14 protein-coding genes and 1 pseudogene are annotated in these 17,009 nt (G+C 72.8%); 10 read left to right on the top strand and 5 right to left on the bottom strand.

Annotated features, from left to right (window positions below; all coding sequences use genetic code 11):
• Positions 1 to 34: 34 nt before the first annotated feature.
• A complete protein-coding gene (locus tag AB0M11_RS06270) occupies positions 35 to 589 on the bottom strand; it encodes a cysteine hydrolase (RefSeq protein ID WP_365701948.1) in 555 nt (184 codons plus the stop codon).
• 157 nt (positions 590 to 746) lie between these two features.
• On the opposite strand from AB0M11_RS06270, the gene AB0M11_RS06265 reads away from it, so the two are divergent.
• Positions 747 to 1,361, top strand: coding sequence for a helix-turn-helix domain-containing protein (locus AB0M11_RS06265; RefSeq protein ID WP_365701946.1), 615 nt, complete (start codon positions 747 to 749; stop codon positions 1,359 to 1,361).
• A 22-nt stretch (positions 1,362 to 1,383) separates the two neighbouring features.
• Here the strand turns inward: AB0M11_RS06265 and AB0M11_RS06260 are convergent.
• A pseudogene (locus tag AB0M11_RS06260) lies at positions 1,384 to 1,503 on the bottom strand (diguanylate cyclase); the annotation flags it as partial.
• 154 nt (positions 1,504 to 1,657) lie between these two features.
• Positions 1,658 to 2,548 (bottom strand): NADP-dependent oxidoreductase, encoded by an 891-nt coding sequence (locus AB0M11_RS06255; RefSeq protein ID WP_365701944.1) that lies wholly within the window; start codon positions 2,546 to 2,548, stop codon positions 1,658 to 1,660.
• A 124-nt stretch (positions 2,549 to 2,672) separates the two neighbouring features.
• Between AB0M11_RS06255 and AB0M11_RS06250 the strand changes: the two genes are divergently transcribed.
• The 4 genes from AB0M11_RS06250 (at position 2,673) to AB0M11_RS06235 (ending at position 7,647) form a co-directional block, all read left to right on the top strand.
• Complete coding sequence (locus AB0M11_RS06250) at positions 2,673 to 3,077, top strand: helix-turn-helix domain-containing protein (RefSeq protein ID WP_365701942.1); 405 nt, start codon at positions 2,673 to 2,675, stop codon at positions 3,075 to 3,077.
• A 56-nt stretch (positions 3,078 to 3,133) separates the two neighbouring features.
• Positions 3,134 to 3,592: a TIGR03618 family F420-dependent PPOX class oxidoreductase gene (locus AB0M11_RS06245; protein WP_365701940.1), complete on the top strand. Its 459-nt coding sequence runs from the start codon at positions 3,134 to 3,136 to the stop codon at positions 3,590 to 3,592.
• Between the two features lie 387 nt (positions 3,593 to 3,979).
• A complete protein-coding gene (locus AB0M11_RS06240) occupies positions 3,980 to 6,250 on the top strand; it encodes a M4 family metallopeptidase (protein WP_365701938.1) in 2,271 nt (756 codons plus the stop codon).
• Positions 6,251 to 6,447: 197 nt separating this feature from the next.
• Complete coding sequence (locus AB0M11_RS06235) at positions 6,448 to 7,647, top strand: glycoside hydrolase family 3 N-terminal domain-containing protein (RefSeq protein ID WP_365701936.1); 1,200 nt, start codon at positions 6,448 to 6,450, stop codon at positions 7,645 to 7,647.
• A gap of 292 nt (positions 7,648 to 7,939) precedes the next feature.
• Here AB0M11_RS06235 and AB0M11_RS06230 read toward each other — a convergent pair whose 3' ends face one another.
• Positions 7,940 to 8,731, bottom strand: a complete 792-nt coding sequence (locus AB0M11_RS06230) for a hypothetical protein (protein WP_365701934.1) — start codon at positions 8,729 to 8,731, stop codon at positions 7,940 to 7,942.
• A gap of 305 nt (positions 8,732 to 9,036) precedes the next feature.
• Here AB0M11_RS06230 and AB0M11_RS06225 point away from each other — a divergent pair, with 305 nt between their 5' ends.
• From AB0M11_RS06225 to AB0M11_RS06215, 3 genes are read left to right on the top strand one after another with little or no spacing between them, the layout of a single operon-like run.
• Entirely contained in the window at positions 9,037 to 9,705 is a 669-nt protein-coding gene (locus tag AB0M11_RS06225) for a DedA family protein (protein ID WP_365701932.1), read from the top strand.
• A gap of 59 nt (positions 9,706 to 9,764) precedes the next feature.
• Positions 9,765 to 10,427 carry a response regulator transcription factor gene (locus AB0M11_RS06220; protein ID WP_365701930.1) on the top strand — a complete coding sequence of 221 codons (663 nt, stop codon included), beginning with the start codon at positions 9,765 to 9,767 and terminating at the stop codon, positions 10,425 to 10,427.
• The gene (locus AB0M11_RS06215; RefSeq protein WP_365701928.1) at positions 10,424 to 11,803 is read left to right on the top strand and encodes a HAMP domain-containing sensor histidine kinase; all 1,380 of its coding nucleotides are present in this window, start codon (positions 10,424 to 10,426) and stop codon (positions 11,801 to 11,803) included. The genes AB0M11_RS06220 and AB0M11_RS06215 overlap by 4 nt, the downstream gene beginning before the upstream one ends.
• 62 nt (positions 11,804 to 11,865) lie before the next feature.
• On the opposite strand, the gene lpdA is transcribed toward AB0M11_RS06215, so the two are convergent.
• The gene (gene lpdA, locus AB0M11_RS06210; RefSeq protein WP_365701926.1) at positions 11,866 to 13,263 is read right to left on the bottom strand and encodes a dihydrolipoyl dehydrogenase; all 1,398 of its coding nucleotides are present in this window, start codon (positions 13,261 to 13,263) and stop codon (positions 11,866 to 11,868) included.
• Between the two features lie 343 nt (positions 13,264 to 13,606).
• Here lpdA and AB0M11_RS06205 point away from each other — a divergent pair, with 343 nt between their 5' ends.
• Together AB0M11_RS06205 and AB0M11_RS06200 are read left to right on the top strand one after the other, a co-directional pair.
• Positions 13,607 to 14,383, top strand: a complete 777-nt coding sequence (locus AB0M11_RS06205) for a polysaccharide deacetylase family protein (RefSeq protein ID WP_365701924.1) — start codon at positions 13,607 to 13,609, stop codon at positions 14,381 to 14,383.
• A gap of 154 nt (positions 14,384 to 14,537) precedes the next feature.
• Positions 14,538 to 16,859 (top strand): FUSC family protein, encoded by a 2,322-nt coding sequence (locus AB0M11_RS06200; RefSeq protein ID WP_365701922.1) that lies wholly within the window; start codon positions 14,538 to 14,540, stop codon positions 16,857 to 16,859.
• The last annotated feature ends 150 nt before the right edge of the window (positions 16,860 to 17,009 follow it).

Here is a 17,009-nt window from a genome sequence, read left to right as displayed (position 1 = left end):
GCCGTGCGCGTGCGGCGCGGTTGCCGGCGAGCGATCAGAGTGCTGCCACCCACGCGTCGACCGTCGCGACCTCTGCCTGCTTGGGGAAGACCTTCTCCGTGAGCACGCGATGCACCTCGGGGTCGGAGTCGAGGCAGCCGTCGGACAGGACGGTCAGCTCGAAGTCGAGGTCGGCGGCCTGGCGCAGGGTGGACAGGACGACACCGCTGGTGGCGATGCCGGTGAGGACGAGGTGCTCGATCCCGCCGGCCCGCAGCACCATGTCGAGGTCGCTGCCGGCGAAGGCGCTGACGCGGCGCTTGGTGACGACCGGCTCGCCGGGCGCGGGGGCCACGTCCGGGTGGACCTGGGTGGCCCTGTCGTCCCCTGCCTGCCGCGTCGCGGCGCCCACGAGGCCGCGGAACATCTTGTTGCGGGGGCTGACCTCCGGGTAGCCCGGACGGAAGCCGACGACCACGTAGATCACCGGGACCCCGGCGCCCCGGGCGGCGTCGATCGCCTTGCCCAGGCGGGGCAGGTACCCGGAGTCGGGAAAGCGGTCGACGACGACCTGCTGGACATCCATGACGAGCAGGGCTTGCTGAGGCACCGTCTCTGTTCCTTCCACGTGCCCGTTGGTCATCAAGCGATTACTTGGCAACGTAGACCGCGCTGGGGGATCATGTCAACGCATGATTACTTCGTGGCGGACTCGGGAAACCGGGTCCGTCGAGGGGTCCCGGGTGGCGTTGGAGAGAGGAGCCGCTGTGTCGTCGGACGACGTGACGGATCAGGCCGCCGCCGGGGCTCGCCGCCGGGATGCCGCGGCGACCCGGCGGGCTCTGCTGCTGGCCGCCCGCAGCCGGTTCACGCAGTTGGGCTACGACCGTACGACGCTGCGGGACGTCGCCGCGGACGTGGGCGTCAACCTCGCCCTCATCAAGCGGTACTTCGGCTCCAAGGAGGGCCTGTTCAAGGCGGCGCTGGCGTCGACACCGCGGTTCCTGGGCGGCGACGGGGAGTTCCCGCGCGACCGGGCCGCGCTGGCCGAGGCGCTGAGCCGGCAGCTGGCGGCCGGGGCGTGGGCGGAGTTCGGCGAGCACCCCGTGCTGATGCTGCTGCGGGACTCCGGGGACGAGCAGGTGACCGATCTGCGCCGGCGGGCCCTGGCGGAGTTCGGCCGGCAGGTGCTCGAAGCCTCGGGCGCCCCTGCGGCACCCGACGCCCGGCTGCGGGCGGAGCTCCTGGTCGCCCTCGGCGTGGGGGTCGCCGTCGTACGCTCCGCGGTGGGCCTGCGGCCGCTGGCCGACGCGACGCCCGACGACCTCCTGGGCCCCCTCCGCGACATCGTGGAGGGGCTGCTCGGACCGCGTCCGGACTGAGCGGCCCGTCACGGACGGGGCACTCGGGCCAGGCGGAGCCCTCGACGACCTCGACGAAGTCGCCGCGCCGGAAGCCGGGGACGTGGTGGGCGAGCACGTCGGCCTTGACGTTGCCGAAGGTGGTGCCGGGGCGGTCCTGGATGACGCTTCACCACCACCGGCCGGCCGGACCAGCCGGACCGGCCGAGAGCCGCGACCTGCCGGCCGCCGGCTGCGGCACCGTCGTGGCTTGTCGCGCCACGCGGCGGAGCCGTACGACGGCACAGCCCCGCGCCCTTTCCGCGCTCGCCGCCCGCTCAGGGAACCAGCACCAGCCGCCCGCGCACCCCGCCCGCCGCGAGACGGGCGTGGGCCTTTGCGGCATCGTCGAGCGAGAACGTCTCGGCCACCCGGAGCGTCAGCACGCCCTCGTCCACGAGCCGCGCCAGCTCCGCCAGGCGGGTCCCGTCCGCGGTCACGCCGACGGCGGCCGTCCGCACCCCGCGCACCGGCGCCGGCTCACCGCCGGGCCGGACACCGACGTAGCCGCCACCGTCACGCACCCACTCCAGGGCAGGCTCGCCGAGGACCGCCGCGTCCAGTACGGCGTCGAAGCTCCCGGCCTCGGCCGTGCCCGCGGTGAAGTGCGCGGCCCCCAGCGACCGTACGAGCTCCTCGTCGGACTCGCGGGCCAGCGCGGTCACCGAGATCCCCCGGTGGGCGGCCAGTTGGACGGCGAAACCGCCGACCGCGCCCGCCGCACCGGTCACCAGGAGGGACTGCCCTTCGGTCAGCTCCAGCAGGTCCAGAGCCTGTGCGGCGGTCAGTCCGTTCAGCGGCAGCGTCGCCGCGTGCACGGCGTCCACCGTGGCCGGTGCCGTGGCCGCCGCGTCCGCCTCGACCACGACGTACTCGGCGTGCGAGCCGAGGGGCCGCACGATGCCGGGGTCCAGCGCCACCACCTGGTCGCCGACGCTCCAGGCGGTCGCGAAGCCGGCCGCGTCCACGGTCCCGGCGACGTCCCAGCCGAGCCCGATCCGCTTGCCCGCACCACCGAAGAAACCGGCCCGCACTCCGGCGTCCACGGGGTTCAGCGCCGCCGCCGCGACCTTGATCCGCACCTGGGTCGGGCTCGGCTCGGGCCGCTCCGTCTCCACGACCTCCACGGCCTCGGGTCCGCCGAACGTGTTCACCACTGCTGCGCGCATGACGCGTTGCTCCTCTGCGACTTTCCCGCCCAGGTCTCTCCCGGGCTGTCCGCAACCCTAGGAAGAGTTACTATCCATCGGTAAGTAGTTACCTGAAGGTGCCTAGGTCCCCCAGAGGTGAGCGATGCCGACCACGACAGCGGCCCAGCGGCGCGAGCAGGCGCGCGTGGAGTACGACGCGTTCATCCGGGCCTGCCCCACCAACCAGCTGCTCGACCGGATCAGTGACAAGTGGGTCAGTCTGGTCGTCTGCGCACTGGTCCCCGGCCCCCTGCGCTACAGCGAACTCGGCCGCAAGATCGCCGGCGTCAGCCCCAAGATGCTCACCCAGACCCTGCGCTCCCTGGAACGGGACGGCCTCCTCGCCCGCACGGTGACCCCGGCCGTCCCCGTCCGCGTGGACTACGAACTCACCCCGCTCGGCCGCAGCCTCTCCAGGCTGCTGGCGGGCGTGAAGGACTGGGCGGAGACCCACATCGAGGAAGTCCACGAGGCCCGCGAGCGCTATGACGCGGAGGCCGAGGGCTGAAGTCTGAGGGCTGAAGTCCACGAAATTGCAGGGCAGCCAAGGGCGTTGACCACGTCATGACCCAAGGACCAGCGCCTCGCCCCCTGTCCGACGAAGCCCTCTCCGACCTCCTCGGCACGCAGCAGTTCGGCACCCTCGCCACCGTCAAGCGCAGTGGCCGCCCCCATATGACCACCATGCTGTACAGCTGGGACGCCGACGCCCGCACGGTGCGGTTCTCGACCACCGCCGACCGCATCAAGGTCGCGCACCTGCGGCACAACCCCCATGCGGCACTGCATGTGCAGGGCGGTGACGTGTGGTCGTTCGCCGTCGCCGAAGGCGAGGCCGAGGTCTCCGCGATCACGGCGGTTCCCGGCGACGCGGTGGGCCGGGAACTGCTCGGGATGATCCCGCCGGCCGCGAAGCCGGAGCAGGAAGACGCCTTTCTGGAGCAGTTGGTCGCCGAGCGCCGAGTGGTGATCCGGTTGAAGGTGGACCGGCTGTACGGAACAGCCCTCGACATCAACGGCTAGGACGGGTCGGGTCCGTGCCGGCCATGACCCCTCGTCCGGGGCGGCGGCCGGTACGGCTGATTCCGTGCCCGACGGAACAGGCGGCTGAAAAGCGGTGTGCAGGTGATCGAACCCGCCGCTCGCAACCGTCAGTTCAAGCCTTTGTTCTGATGCGGTCATGACATGCGTGGCTTCCGAGTGTCAATCTGCTCTCCGGAAGTTCACCGCCTGCTCACAGGTGTCTCACACAACTCCCTTGTCCGTTACCTCACTTCACCTCGCACGGCAGCGAGAAGACCTGACCCGCTTCGAGCCGTGCCCTCCACCCGCGCCGCCGGACGGCCCTACCAGGCCGACCCGCTCTCCCGGGCCCCACCAGGGCCCGAACACCCCACAGAAGGAGAACGCATGCTCCGGCAGGACCGACACCACCGTCGCGCCAGACACAGCGTGGCCCTGGTGCTGACCGCCGCAAGTGCCCTGCTCGTGGCCGGTGTCCAGAACGGCACCGCCGTGGCCGCATCCAGCGGCCACGCCCCCGCCAAGATCCTGGCCACCCCCGACGCCGGCGCGGCTCCCGCCCGGCTCTCGCCCGCGAAGCACAGGGCGCTGCTCAAGGCCGCCGCGACCGGCGCTCCCGACACCGCGAAGGCCCTCGGCCTCGGCTCCGGCGAGAAGCTGCTCGTCAAGGACGTCAGCCAGGACGCCGACGGCACGACGCACACCCGCTACGAACGCACCTACCGGGGCCTGCAGGTCCTCGGCGGCGACCTGATCGTCCACGCCGACGGCGGACGCCTGACGGTGTCGCGGGCCACCAAGGCGGCTCTGACGCTCTCGTCCACCACGGCGAAGATCTCCGCGGCCACGGCGAAGGCCCGCGCACTCGCCACCGCGGCGAAGTCCGGCGCCGACCGCCCGGCGCTCGACGCCGCCCCGCGTCTCGTCGTCTGGGCCGCCTCGGGCCACCCCGCCCTGGCCTGGGAGTCCGTCGTCGGCGGCTTCCAGGACGACGGCACCCCCAACGAGCTCCACGTCATCACCGACGCCCGCTCCGGCAAGCAGCTCTTCCACTACCAGGGCGTCGAAACCGGCACGGGCACCGGCCAGTTCAACGGCACCGTGCCCCTGAGCACCACGCTCTCCGGTTCCACATACCAGCTCGTCGACGGCGACCGGGCCGGGCACCGCACCTACGACCTGAACCAGGGCACCTCCGGCACGGGCACGCTCTTCACGGACGACAACGATGTCTGGGGCGACGGCACCCCGGCCAACCGGCAGACGGCGGGCGTGGACGTCGCCTTCGGCGCGGCGGCCACCTGGGACTACTACAAGAACGTCTTCGGCCGCAACGGCATACGCAACGACGGCGTCGCCGCCTACAGCCGCGCCCACTACGGCAACAACTACGTCAACGCCTTCTGGCAGGACAGCTGCTTCTGCATGACGTACGGCGACGGTTCGGGCAACACCCACCCGCTCACCGCGCTCGACGTGGCCGCCCACGAGATGAGCCACGGCGTCACCGCGGCCACCGCCGGCCTCACCTACTCCGGCGAGTCGGGCGGTCTGAACGAGGCCACCTCCGACATCTTCGCCGCCGCCGTCGAGTTCTACGAGAACCTGCCGGCCGACGTCCCGGACTACCTGGTCGGCGAGAAGATCGACATCAACGGCGACGGCACGCCGCTGCGTTACATGGACAAGCCCTCCAAGGACGGCGCGTCCAGCGACTACTGGAGCTCCTCGCTGGGCGGCCTCGACGTCCACTACTCCTCCGGCCCCGCCAACCACTTCTTCTACCTGCTCTCCGAGGGCAGCGGAGCGAAGACGGTGAACGGGGTGGCCTACGACAGCCCGACCTACGACGGCCAGCCGGTGACGGGCATCGGCATCGACAACGCCCAACGCGTCTGGTACCGGGCGCTCACCACGTACATGACGTCGAGCACGAACTACGCGGGCGCCCGGACGGCCACCCTCCAGGCCGCGGCCGACCTGTTCGGCGCCTACAGCCCCTCCTACCTCGCCGTCGCCGACGCGTGGGCGGCGATCAACGTGGGCCACCGGATCGCGCTGGGCGTCAACGTGGCCCCGGTCCCGGACCAGCTCAGCGGCATCGGGCAGGCCGTGTCCCTGCAGACGGACGCCTACACCACCAACTCCGGCGCGGGCCTGACCTACACGGCGACCGGCCTGCCGGACGGCCTGACGATCAGCGACACGGGCCTGATCTCGGGTACTCCGACGACTCTCGGCACCAGCCGGGTCACCCTCACCGTCACCGACGACACCGGCGCCAGCAGCACCGTGAGCTTCTCCTGGGAGGTGGCCTACGTCTACGGCAGCACCACCCGCGTCGACATCCCCGACAACGGAGCGGCGGTGGAGTCCCCGGTCACCGTCACCGGACGCACCGGGAACGCCTCGGCGACCACCCAGGTCTACGTGAAGATCATCCACACCTACCGCGGTGACCTGACGGTCGACCTGGTCGGCCCGAACGGAACGGCCTACTCCCTGCTGAACCGCAGCGGCGGCTCCGCCGACAACGTCGACCAGACGTTCACCGTGGACGCCTCGGCGCAGCCCCTGACCGGCACCTGGAAACTCCGCGTCCAGGACCACGCCGCGATCGACGTCGGCTACATCGAGCAGTGGCGGCTCATTCCCTGATCCCTCCCTCCCGCCCCGCCGGAGCCGTTGTCCCGACAGGCCCTCGTGGCCCGGGGCAACGGCTCCGCCCACGTGCCGACGACAGCCGTTCGGCGTAACGTGTGGGGGGAGAAGCGGTCGCGGGCCATGCGGTCCGACGCTGTCCGTCGGCCCGGTGGTCTCCGTGGCGGGCACCCGCATTGAGTCAGGAGCGCATCATGGGGGCACCAGTACGTCCGCGCACGCGAGGCGGCCGCGCCGCTCGGCGCACCACTGTCGGACTCCTCACCACCGTGCTCGCCGCCGGGATGTGCACCGTGCCGGCCGCCGGGGCGACCGCCCGGCGCGTGCCCACCGCCCCTGCCGCCACCTGCGCCGACACGGTCTACGCGGGCATGACCCAGGCCCAGCGCGTGGGCCAGCTGTTCATGGGCGGCGTCGCGGCCACCCACCCGAGTACGACGGACCTGCGGACGCTGCGCGCCTACCACGTCGGGTCCGTGATGCTCACCGGGCGCAGCACCGCCGGAACCACCGCGACCAGGAACGTGGTCGACGGGATCCGCGCGGGCGCCGACACGGTCGGCGGCCGACAGGTCGGGCTGCTCGTCTCCACCGACCAGGAGGGCGGCCAGGTACAGGTGCTCAGCGGCCCCGGCTTCTCGGTGATGCCCAACGCCCTGACCCAGGGCACCTGGAGCACGTCGACGCTGCGCAGCCGTGCAGAGACCTGGGCGCGGCAGCTCAAGGCGGCGGGCCTGGACCTCAACCTCGCCCCGGTCGCCGACGTGGTGCCCGCGAGCCTCGGCACCCGCAACGCCCCGATCGGGCACTTCTACCGCGAGTACGGCCACACTCCCGCCGTGGTGACCTCGCACACCGGCGCCTTCGCCGCGGGCTTCCGCACGGCCGGGGTGATGACCACGTTCAAACACTTCCCCGGGCTGGGCCAGGTCATCGGCAACACCGACACCACCGCGAACGTCGTCGACTCGGTGACCACCGCGTCCAGTTCGAGCCTCCAGCCGTTCCAGAGCGGGATCAAGGCGGGCGCGCCGTTCGTGATGATCTCCTCGGCGAAGTACACCAAGATCGACTCGAAGCACCTGGCCGCGTTCTCACCGACCGTCATCAACTCGCTGCTGCGCACCAAGTTCGGCTTCAAGGGCGTCGTCATCTCCGACGACCTCGGCCAGGCGGTCGCAGTGCGTGCCTACACCCCGGCCCAGCGGGCGGTGCAGTTCATCGGCGCCGGCGGCGACATGGTCCTCACGGTCAAGGCGTCGACCGTACCGGCGATGGTGCAGGGGGTGCAGGCGCAGATGGCGAAGGACGCCTCCTTCCGCAACAAGGTCGCCGCCTCCGTGCACCGCGTCCTCGCGGCCAAGGCAGCCGCCGGCCGCCTCACCTGCGGCTGAGCCCCCGTCGCCGAGCGAGCTGACGCCCCCTCAACAGCGCTGCGCCACGGCGCGGCCGCCGGTCCCGGCTGAGCAGGTCGTCCAGCCGCTCGGAGGTCCGCCTGCCCGCCTCGCCGCCGGCTCCTGACAGCGCGCCCGAGGCGACCATGCCGACTGCCGAGAGCACCATGCCCACCTACGGTTCCCCTCAGCACTCCCCCGACTCGCCGGTGCCGCAATGCTGTCGAGGCGACCGGCGAAGTCGCGGCAACATCGGCGCCCGGGGCGGCGGAGCTCCGTGCCGGCGCCGCTCTCAGGCCGGGTCGAGGCCCGAGGTGTCCCGGTGGGAGACGGCGAGGTAGCCGACGAAGCAGGCGATGGCGGCCGTCCAGGCCAGGGTCACCGGCGCCAGGCCCAGGCCGAGCCCGCCCCTGCCGTGGCCGACCGCCATCCAGTCGGCGAGCGAGGCGCCGAGCGGCCGGGTGATGACGTAGGCCGTCCAGAAGGCGGGTACGGCGCTCAGCAGACCGCCGCGGTGGGCGACCGCGGGGACGCAGATCGCGACGGCGAAGAGGACCGCCGAGCCGAGGTAGCCGAGCCCGATGGTGGCGGTCAGGTCGCCGGCCGCGGTGCCGAGGGCGAAGGTGGCCAGGACGGCCGCCCAGTAGAAGACCTCCCGGCGGCGGGTGCGGATGCCGTGGATGGACAGGGTCCGCTCGACGGCGTACCAGAGGACGAAGACCGCGGTGAGCACGACGACGAAGAAGGGGGTGGACAGCGTGTAGGGCACGCCGAGGCCGACGTGCAGGACGTCGGCCGCCATGGTGCCGAAGACGCTGACCATGACCACGGCGGTCCAGTACACCCAGGCGACGTACCGGCGCACGGCGAACTGCACGGCCAGGGAGGCCGCCAGGGCGAGGCCGCCGAGACCGACGGCCGGTACCGGGCCGAGGACCTTGGCCAGCAGGTCCGACGCGGTCTCGCCCATTCCGGTGGTGAGCACCTTGATGATCCAGAAGTAGGCGGTCACTTCCGGCACCTTGTTCGCCATGGTGCGCAGCGGAACGCGGGAAGGGTCGTCGAGGAGGTGCTCTGTGGTCATGGTCGGCACCATGACACGCCGGCCTCCCGGCGCCACAGAGGTCTTTGCCAATGCTTTGGCGCCTCTGGTGCATGAGTTTCAGGTCCGCCCCGCGAACCTGAACGCAACCTGTACGCCGGGGCATCCCTCCTGGTCGCAGGGGTCGAGCAGGTGGTAGGGAAGCGTGTTCCGCACCCACCACGGAGCGAGAAGGAGCGGCGAGGAGGCGGACGGGCCGGGCGATCGTCTAGAGTTCCCCCTACGTCTACAGGGCTGTAGTCGCACTGGTGTCCGTGTGAAGCCGTCCGCCGGAAAGGGCCCCGTTCATGACCGCACCGCTCCTCGCCGCGTCACAGCTGGCCGTGAACGTGCTCGACGCCCATTCGCTGCTGGCGGCCTTCGGCGTGCTCGGCGTCGGGGTGGTGATGTTCGCGGAGACCGGGTTGCTGGTCGGGTTCTTCCTGCCGGGTGACTCGCTGCTGTTCACCGCCGGCCTGCTGTGCACCGGCTCGGCGCACGGCGGTCTGCACCTGTCGCTGGGACCGCTGCTCGTGGCGGCGGCCACGGGTGCGCTGGCCGGGGCGCAGTGCGGGTACCTGATCGGCCGCAAGGCCGGCGGGACGCTGCTGGCCCGCAGCCGCTCCCGGCGTCTGCACGAGGGGGTGACGCGCGCGGAGGAGTATCTCGACCGGTACGGCCACGCGAAGGCCATCGTGCTGGCCCGCTTCGTGCCGGTCGTGCGGACGGTGCTCAATCCGATGGCGGGGGCGCTGGAGGTGCCGGTGCGCACGTTCACCCGCTGGCAGATCGTCGGCGGCCTCGTGTGGAGCCTCGGTCTCACCCTCGCGGGGTACGCGCTGGGCTCGTCGATCCCGAACGTCGACCGGTACCTGCTGCCGCTGGTGGCACTGATCGTGGTCGTGTCGCTGGTCCCCGTTCTCGCCGAGGTGTACCGGGGGCGACGGGCCGCCACGTCCGAAGAGGGCCGCGGCTGATCACCGCCCGGCGGAACCCGGCGGAGCGGGCCGTACGGCCGTAGACCCGATGGAGGACCATGCGCCACAAGATCCTGGTCGTCGAGGACGATCACGCCCTGCGTGACGTGCTGCGCCGGGGGCTGGCCGACGAGGGCTTCGAGCCGGTGCCCGCCGCCGACGGCGCCGGCGCCCTGCGGCTGACCGGCGACGGCATCGGCGCGGTCGTCCTGGACGTCGGCCTGCCGGACGCGGACGGCAGGGACGTGTGTCAGGCGATGCGCGCCAACGGGTTCACGGCGCCGATCATCTTTCTGACCGCTCGCCACCACCTGTCCGACCGGCTGTCCGGGTTTTCCGCGGGGGCCGACGACTACCTGCCCAAGCCGTTCCACCTCGCCGAACTCGTCGCCCGGCTGCGGGCCGCGCTCAGACGGGCGGCGCCGCCGACGGTGTCCACGGCCGGCGACCTCGTACTGGACGCGGTCCACCACCGCGCGAACGTCGGCGAGGCCGAGATCGAGCTGTCCCCGACGGAGTTCCGCCTGCTGGCCGCTCTCGTGGCCGCCAACGGCGCCCTCGTGAGCCGTCGTGACCTGGTCCGGGCCGCCTGGCCGGACGGCGCCCAGGTCAGCGACAACACGCTGGACCAGTACCTGAGCCGGCTGCGCCGCAAGCTGCGCGCGGCGGGCAGCGCCCTGAGCCTGGGGACGGTGCGCGGGGTCGGCCACCGGCTGTCATGACCGGCCTCCGAAGGCGCCTGACCCCGCGCACCCTGCGCGGCCGGCTCTCGCTGGTGGCGCTGACCACCGCGGCCCTCCTGATGACCGTCCTGACCGTGGTGTTCAACACCGTGGTGGACCGCAGCCTGCAACACCAGGCGGACGCCGAACTGCGCAGCCGCGCGGACGCCGTCGCCACCACGGTGGACACCAGCGGCCCGCGGGTACGGGTGCTGGAGACGGTCAATGACCGGCTCCTCGACGCCAACGTGTGGATCTACACGGGCACCCGTCTGCTGGAGAAGCCCCCGGCCACCGCCGCCGAGGGCTCGCTGACCCGGTCCGCCGCGCGGCTCGCCGTACGGGGCGACGGGGTCTGCACGACCGTGGCGGCCGGCCGTCCTGGGCCGGTGCGGCTGTGTGCCCGCTCCGTGGCCGGGGTCCGCGGCACGGCGACGGTGGTCACCGCCCTGGACCTCGCGCCGTACCGCAACTCGGCTGCCGCCGTGCTGGTGGGTTCCCTGGTCCTGGACGCCGTCATGCTCGCGTGCACCTACGCCCTGACCCGCCTCGCCGTCGGGCGGGCGCTGCGTCCGGTGCGGACCATGACCGACCAGGCCACCGAGTGGAGCGCCGCGGGGTCCGACGAGCGCTTCGGCGCCGCCCACCATCCGGCCGAGCTCGCGAATCTGGGCACGTCGCTGGACGCACTGCTGGACCGCATCCGCACCGTGCTGGGGCACGAGCGGCAGCTGACCGGGGAGCTCTCCCACGAACTGCGCACCCCGCTCACCCGGATCATCGTCGAGCTGGACTGGTGGCGGGCCCGGCCGCGCTCCGCCGCCGAGACCCGCGCCACGCACGAGGTGATCGCCGAGGCCGCCCAGGCCATGCGGACCATCTGCGACACCCTGCTGGACGACGCCCGCGAGGAGGCGCGCACCGCCGCCACGGCGGCCCCCGGCGCCACGGCCGTCGGGCCGGTCCTCAACCGGCTGGTCGACCGGCTCGGGGCGCCGGCCCGGGTGACGGCCGTCGTCGACACGTCGGGCCCGGAGCTGGCGGCAGGTGTCCGGCCGGCCCTGCTCGAACGGATCGTCAGCCCGCTGCTGACGAACGCGCTCCGGTACGCGCGCTCCACGGTGACCGTGTCCGCGCGACCGGTGCCCGGCGGGGTGCGGATCAGCGTCACCGACGACGGCCCCGGCGTGCCGGAGGTGTTCGTGGGCGACCTCTTCCAGCCGGGTCGCCGGGCGGATCCGGAGGACGGGCACGACGGCGCCGGCCTCGGACTGCCGCTCGCCCGGCGCCTGGCCCGGACCGTCGGTGGCGAGGTGTCCCACGACTCCGCGTACACCTCGGGCGCCCGTTTCCTGGCCGACCTGCCCGCCGGATGAAACCCTGCGGATCCACGGCGCGGGCATGCGCCATCAGGCGCGCGCGTGCGGACGCCCGCCCGTCAGAGGTTGATCATGTGGCCGGCGAGCCCGTGCAGGGCGTCCTGGACCGCCTCGCTCAGCGTCGGATGGGCGTGCACGTTGCGGGCGAGTTCATGCACCGTGAGGTCCCATCTCTGGGCGAGGGTCAGCTCGGGCAGCAGCTCCGTCACGTCCGGTCCGATCAGGTGGCCGCCGATCAGTTCGCCGTACCGGGCGTCGCTCACCAGCTTGACGAACCCCACCGTGTCGCCGAAGCCGTGCGCCTTGGCGTTGGCGGTGAAGGGGAACTTCGCCACCCGCACGTCGAAGCCCCGGGCGCGGGCCTCGGCCTCGGTCCAGCCGAAGCTGGCGATCTGCGGCTGGCAGAACGTCGCGCGCGGGATCATGCGGTAGTCCAGTTCCATGGTCTCCGCCCCGGCGATGCTCTCGGCGGCGACGATGCCCATGGCCTCGGCGGTGTGCGCGAGCATCAGCTTGGCCGTGACGTCCCCGATGGCGTAGATGTGCGGCCGGCTGGTGCGGCAGTGCCCGTCGACGTCGATGGCACCGCGCTCGGTGAGGCGGACCCCGGTGCTGTGCAGCCCGTAGCCGGCCGTCCGGGGCTGGAAGCCGGTGGCCTGGAGGACCTTGTCGGCCTCCAGGACCTGCTCCGAGTCGCCGGAGGCGACCGTCACGCGGACGCCGTCCTCGCTCTCCTCGATGGAGCGCACGGCCGTGGAGGTCAGGACCCGGATCCCCTGCCGCTTGAAGCGCCTGGTCAGCTCGGCCGAGACCTCCTCGTCCTCCAGCGGGGCGATCCGGTCCAGGAACTCCACCAGCGTGACGTCGACGCCGTAGGACCGCAGCAGATAGGCGAACTCGACGCCGATGGCCCCGGCGCCCGCGATGATCAGGCTGGACGGGAGGGTGTCGGAGAGGATCTGTTCCTCGTAGGTGACGACGCGACGGCCCAGCACGGTGCCCGGCAGAAGTTTCACGGTGGAGCCGGTGGCGATGATGCAGGAGCGGAAGGAGAGCGTCGTCTCGCCGTCCTTCAGGCGCACCTGGAGGGTGTGCGGATCGAGGAAGGTGCCCTGCCCCTCGAACTGTTCGATCTTGTTCTTGCGCATGAGGTAGCCGACGCCCTTGACGCGTCCGTCGGCCACCACCCGGCTGCGCTCGTAGGCGGCCCGGTAGTCCAGCGCCACCTCACCGCTGATCTTCACTCCGAACTTCTCGGCGTCGTGCAGGATCAGCTGGGCGACCTCGGCGTTGCGCAGCAGCGCCTTCGCCGGGATGCAGCCGATGTTCAGACAGACGCCGCCCCAGAAGCGACCCTCCACGATGGCCGTGCGCAGGCCCAGCTGGGCAGCCCGGATGGCGGCCACATAGCCGCCCGGTCCGGCCCCCAGGACGACGACGTCGAAGTCGGTCCGCATGGCTCCACCTCACCGTTGTGCCGAGTCGGTCTGCTCACTCCACCGTCGCACGATCGGGCGGCCCGATCAGCCGGTCACCGAGAACGGCTCCCACCGCTGCGCGTGCCGCTCGTTCCAGAGGTCGGCGAGCTCGCCCAGCGCGCGGCTGAGGCGGCCCAGCCGACAGGCGACAGTGCCCGCGGCCAACACCGTTCGCTCTCCTGCGCGTTAGAGGTTCCGCAGAGCGCCTGTCGCAGTACTTTCGCGGAATTGTCCGTGATCGGTAACGGATGGATCCGGCGCCCGCCGCCATCCGTCCTGACGGGTGCACGAGATGGACCGGACACCCAGGAACGGGGCGCACATGGCACGGCACGGCGGACGGGGATGGTACGGCCAGATGGTCGCGGCGGCGCTCGGGGTCACAGCCGTGACCGTGGCCGCCTCGCTGTGGACCGCGCAGGCCGGCCCCGTCGACGACCGTGCGGGCGGCGGTACCTCGGTGCGGCACAGCGCTCCGAGGGCGGCTCCGGCCCCGGTGTCGGTGGAGATCGCACACGCCTCGGACCGGGGCACCGGGGGCGTGAACATCACCATCGACGACGGGCCGGACCCGGTCTGGACCCCCAAGGTGCTCCAGGTGCTCAAGGAGTACGGCGTGAAGGCCACCTTCTGCATGATCGGACCGCAGGCGCAGGAGCACCCGGACCTGGTCAGGGCGGTGGTGGCGGCGGGGCACCGGCTGTGCGACCACACGGTCTCCCACGACGTCACCATGGACACCAAGCCCGAGGCCTACCAGTCGCAGCAGATCCTCGATGCCGAGCGCATGATCACCGAGGCGTCCGGGGGCGTCCGGCCGCTCTACTACCGTGCCCCGGGCGGCGCCTTCACCCCCTACAGCCGTAAGCTCGCCGCCGCGCACGGCATGCGGCCGCTGGGGTGGAACGTCGACTCGAAGGACTTCGAACGCCCCGGCACCGCCGCCATCGTCGCCACGGTGAAGGAGGAGATGCCGAACGGTCCGACCATCCTTTTCCACGACGCCGGCGGCGACCGCTCCGAGACGGTGGCCGCCCTGCGCGAGGTGCTGCCGTGGCTGAAGGACCAGGGATACGCGTTCGGCTTCCCGGTGCGCTGAACACGGAGCGGCACGTCCAGCGTGGCGGTGGGCACCGGCCGGCGCGGAGGTCGTACGCGCCGGCAAATGTTGCGGTGGGCCCGGCGGTGCCCGCATATGGGTGGTGAGCGCGGTGCGGCGGCGGGGCCGGCTGCCGGGGCCAGCGGAGGTGGACATGTCGGGGCGGGCGCCACGCCTGGTGACGTGGCTGCGCGACCGGGACCCGGATCTCGCGGCGACCCGGCGGGCCGGGCGGACGGCGCTGGTGATGCCCGCCCTGTTCGCCCTGTGCACCGAGGTGCTGCACTCCCCCGTCACTGCCAGCTACGCCGCGTTCGGCGCGTTCTCCATGCTGCTGCTGGTCGACTACTCCGGGCCGATGGTCGAGCGGCTGCGGGCGCAGGCGGCGCTCGCGGTGGCCTGGCTGGTGCTGATCTGCCTCGGCACGCTGGCCGCGCGGTGGCTCTGGCTCGCCGTGGCGGCCACGGTCGTGACCGGGTTCGTGGTGCTCTTCGCCGGGGTGGTCAGCTCGGTGCTGGCCGGCAGCTCTACGGCGCTCCTGCTGGCCTTCGTGCTGCCGGTCAGCGCCCCGGCCGCGCCCGCGCAGCTGCCCGAGCGGCTCGCCGGCGCGGGCCTGGCGGCGGCGGTCGCGCTGCCCGCCGTCGCCCTGCTGTGGCCGCGCCCCGTCGCCGACCCGCTCACCGCCCCGGCGGCCGCCGTCTGCCGTGCCGCCGCCGGATATCTGCGCATCCGCGCGAGCCTGCCGGGCCCGGACGGGCCGGGGTCCGACGCCGACCGGTGCCGGGCGGGGGCGGAGCAGACCTCCCGGACCGGCGCGGAGCTGCGCGGCGCCTTCGAGGCCACCCCGTACCGCCCCACCGGTCTGTCCGCGACCTCACGGGCGGTGGTCCGGCTGGTGGACGAGCTGACCTGGCTCTGCGGCATCCTCGTGGACCGGTCCGAGTACACCGCCGAGCCCCCGGCCTGCGATCCGGCCGCGCACACCGTGCGTCGCGCCGCCGCCGGGGTCCTGGAGGCGGCCTGCGACCTGCTCACCGACCTGGACGGGGACACCGGCCCGCTGCGGGCCCGCGGGAAGCAGCTGCGGGCGGCCCTGGCCGAGATGGAGCACAGCTCCACCGTCCGGGTGCCCGCCGAGCATCCGGGCGGCACCAGCACGGCGGAGGTCTACGGGTTCATCGCCACGCTCGACGTGTCCTTCCGCTCCCAGGAGCTCGGCTTCGCCGTGCTGCAGGTCGCCGACAACGTCGACGTGGCGGCCACCGCCTGGCAGCGCAGCTGGGCCGAGCGGCTGCTCGGCGGTGAACCGGGCGCGCTGGCCGCACCGCTCACTGCCGCCCGGGAGCGGGCCGTCACCCATCTCCGCCCCGACTCCGTCTGGCTGCACAACAGCCTGCGCGGCGCCGTAGGCCTCGGCATCGCCGTGTTCCTGGCCGGGATGACGGGCGTCGGCCACTCCTTCTGGGTGCTGCTGGGCACGTTGTCGGTGCTGCGCTCCAACGCGCTCAGCACCGGGCAGAACGCCGTCCGCGCCGTCCTCGGCACCGTGGCCGGTTCCGTGGTGGGCGCCGGGCTGCTGCATCTGATCGGTCATCACGGCACCGCCCTGTGGTTCGTGCTCCCCGTGGCCATCCTGTTCGCCGGGATCGCGCCCGCCGCCGTCTCCTTCGCCGCCGGGCAGGCCGCGTTCACCGTCACGCTCGTGGTGCTGTTCAACATCGGCCACGACCCGAACTGGCACATCGCCCTGCTGCGCGTCCAGGACATCGCGCTGGGCTGCCTGGTCAGCGTGCTGGTGGCCGCGTTCTTCTGGCCGCGCGGCGCCCGGGGCGCGGTCCACAAGGCGCTCGCGGAGGCGTACGACGACAGCGCCCGCTACCTCGGTGACGCCGTGGACCACGCCCTCGGGCGACGCCACCGGGCCGACCTCGAGCCGCAGAGCCGGGTGGCCGCGGCCGCCGCCCGCCGCCTCGACGACGCGTTCCGCACCTACCTGGCCGAACGCGGCGCCAAGCCGCTGTCGCTGTCCTGCGCGACCACGCTCGTCACCGGAGTCGTCGCGCTGCGGCTGGCCGCGGACGCCGTCGTCTCCCTGTGGCAGGGCGAGGACCGGGCCCGCGCGCAGGCCGTCCGGACCGACGCCCACCGTGCCGTCCTCGGGTCGGCGGCCCTCGTCACGGACTGGTACCACTCCTTCGCCGCGAGCCTCACCGGCCGTTCGCCCGTGCCCGGCGCCGTGCCGCTCCAGCCGAAGTGCGCCGCGCGGCTCGTGGAGTCTGTCCGCACCGAACTCAGCGACGCCCAGGGCCGGGCCACCCCCGTCGCGGTCCGGATCATCTGGACCGACGACCACGTGGACGCCGCCCGCAGGCTGCAGCCCGGTCTCGCCGAGGCGGCGAGGACCCAGGCGAGGGCGGCCCACGGCCGACGGACGGCGGGGTCCGTCAGCGCGGTTCCGCGGGCCCCTGCCCGCTGACAGCGCGGGACGGCAGAACCCGGCGCGGAGGCAACGGCACCCGGCGCGGGACGGGGGGAACCGGCGCAGGACGGGGGCACCCGGCGCGAGGCGGCAGGACCCAGCGCGGGACGGCAGAACCAGCGCGGGACGGGGAGAACCGGCGCGAGG

This window comes from Streptomyces sp. NPDC051987 (genome assembly GCF_040680735.1).
Lineage (GTDB): Bacteria > Actinomycetota > Actinomycetes > Streptomycetales > Streptomycetaceae > Streptomyces.
The sequence above is the reverse complement of the archived record's forward strand: the minus strand, read 5'-3'. Positions and strand labels throughout refer to the sequence as shown.

Coding starts and splice junctions, on each gene's coding strand:
- AB0M11_RS06200 (WP_365701922.1), top strand. CDS start 14,538: ATGTCGGGGCGGGCGCCACGCCTGGTGACGTGGCTGCGCGACCGGGAC.
- lpdA (WP_365701926.1), bottom strand. CDS start 13,263: ATGCGGACCGACTTCGACGTCGTCGTCCTGGGGGCCGGACCGGGCGGC.
- AB0M11_RS06245 (WP_365701940.1), top strand. CDS start 3,134: ATGACCCAAGGACCAGCGCCTCGCCCCCTGTCCGACGAAGCCCTCTCC.
- AB0M11_RS06250 (WP_365701942.1), top strand. CDS start 2,673: ATGCCGACCACGACAGCGGCCCAGCGGCGCGAGCAGGCGCGCGTGGAG.
- AB0M11_RS06215 (WP_365701928.1), top strand. CDS start 10,424: ATGACCGGCCTCCGAAGGCGCCTGACCCCGCGCACCCTGCGCGGCCGG.
- AB0M11_RS06230 (WP_365701934.1), bottom strand. CDS start 8,731: ATGACCACAGAGCACCTCCTCGACGACCCTTCCCGCGTTCCGCTGCGC.
- AB0M11_RS06240 (WP_365701938.1), top strand. CDS start 3,980: ATGCTCCGGCAGGACCGACACCACCGTCGCGCCAGACACAGCGTGGCC.
- AB0M11_RS06225 (WP_365701932.1), top strand. CDS start 9,037: ATGACCGCACCGCTCCTCGCCGCGTCACAGCTGGCCGTGAACGTGCTC.
- AB0M11_RS06205 (WP_365701924.1), top strand. CDS start 13,607: ATGGCACGGCACGGCGGACGGGGATGGTACGGCCAGATGGTCGCGGCG.
- AB0M11_RS06235 (WP_365701936.1), top strand. CDS start 6,448: ATGGGGGCACCAGTACGTCCGCGCACGCGAGGCGGCCGCGCCGCTCGG.
- AB0M11_RS06220 (WP_365701930.1), top strand. CDS start 9,765: ATGCGCCACAAGATCCTGGTCGTCGAGGACGATCACGCCCTGCGTGAC.
- AB0M11_RS06255 (WP_365701944.1), bottom strand. CDS start 2,548: ATGCGCGCAGCAGTGGTGAACACGTTCGGCGGACCCGAGGCCGTGGAG.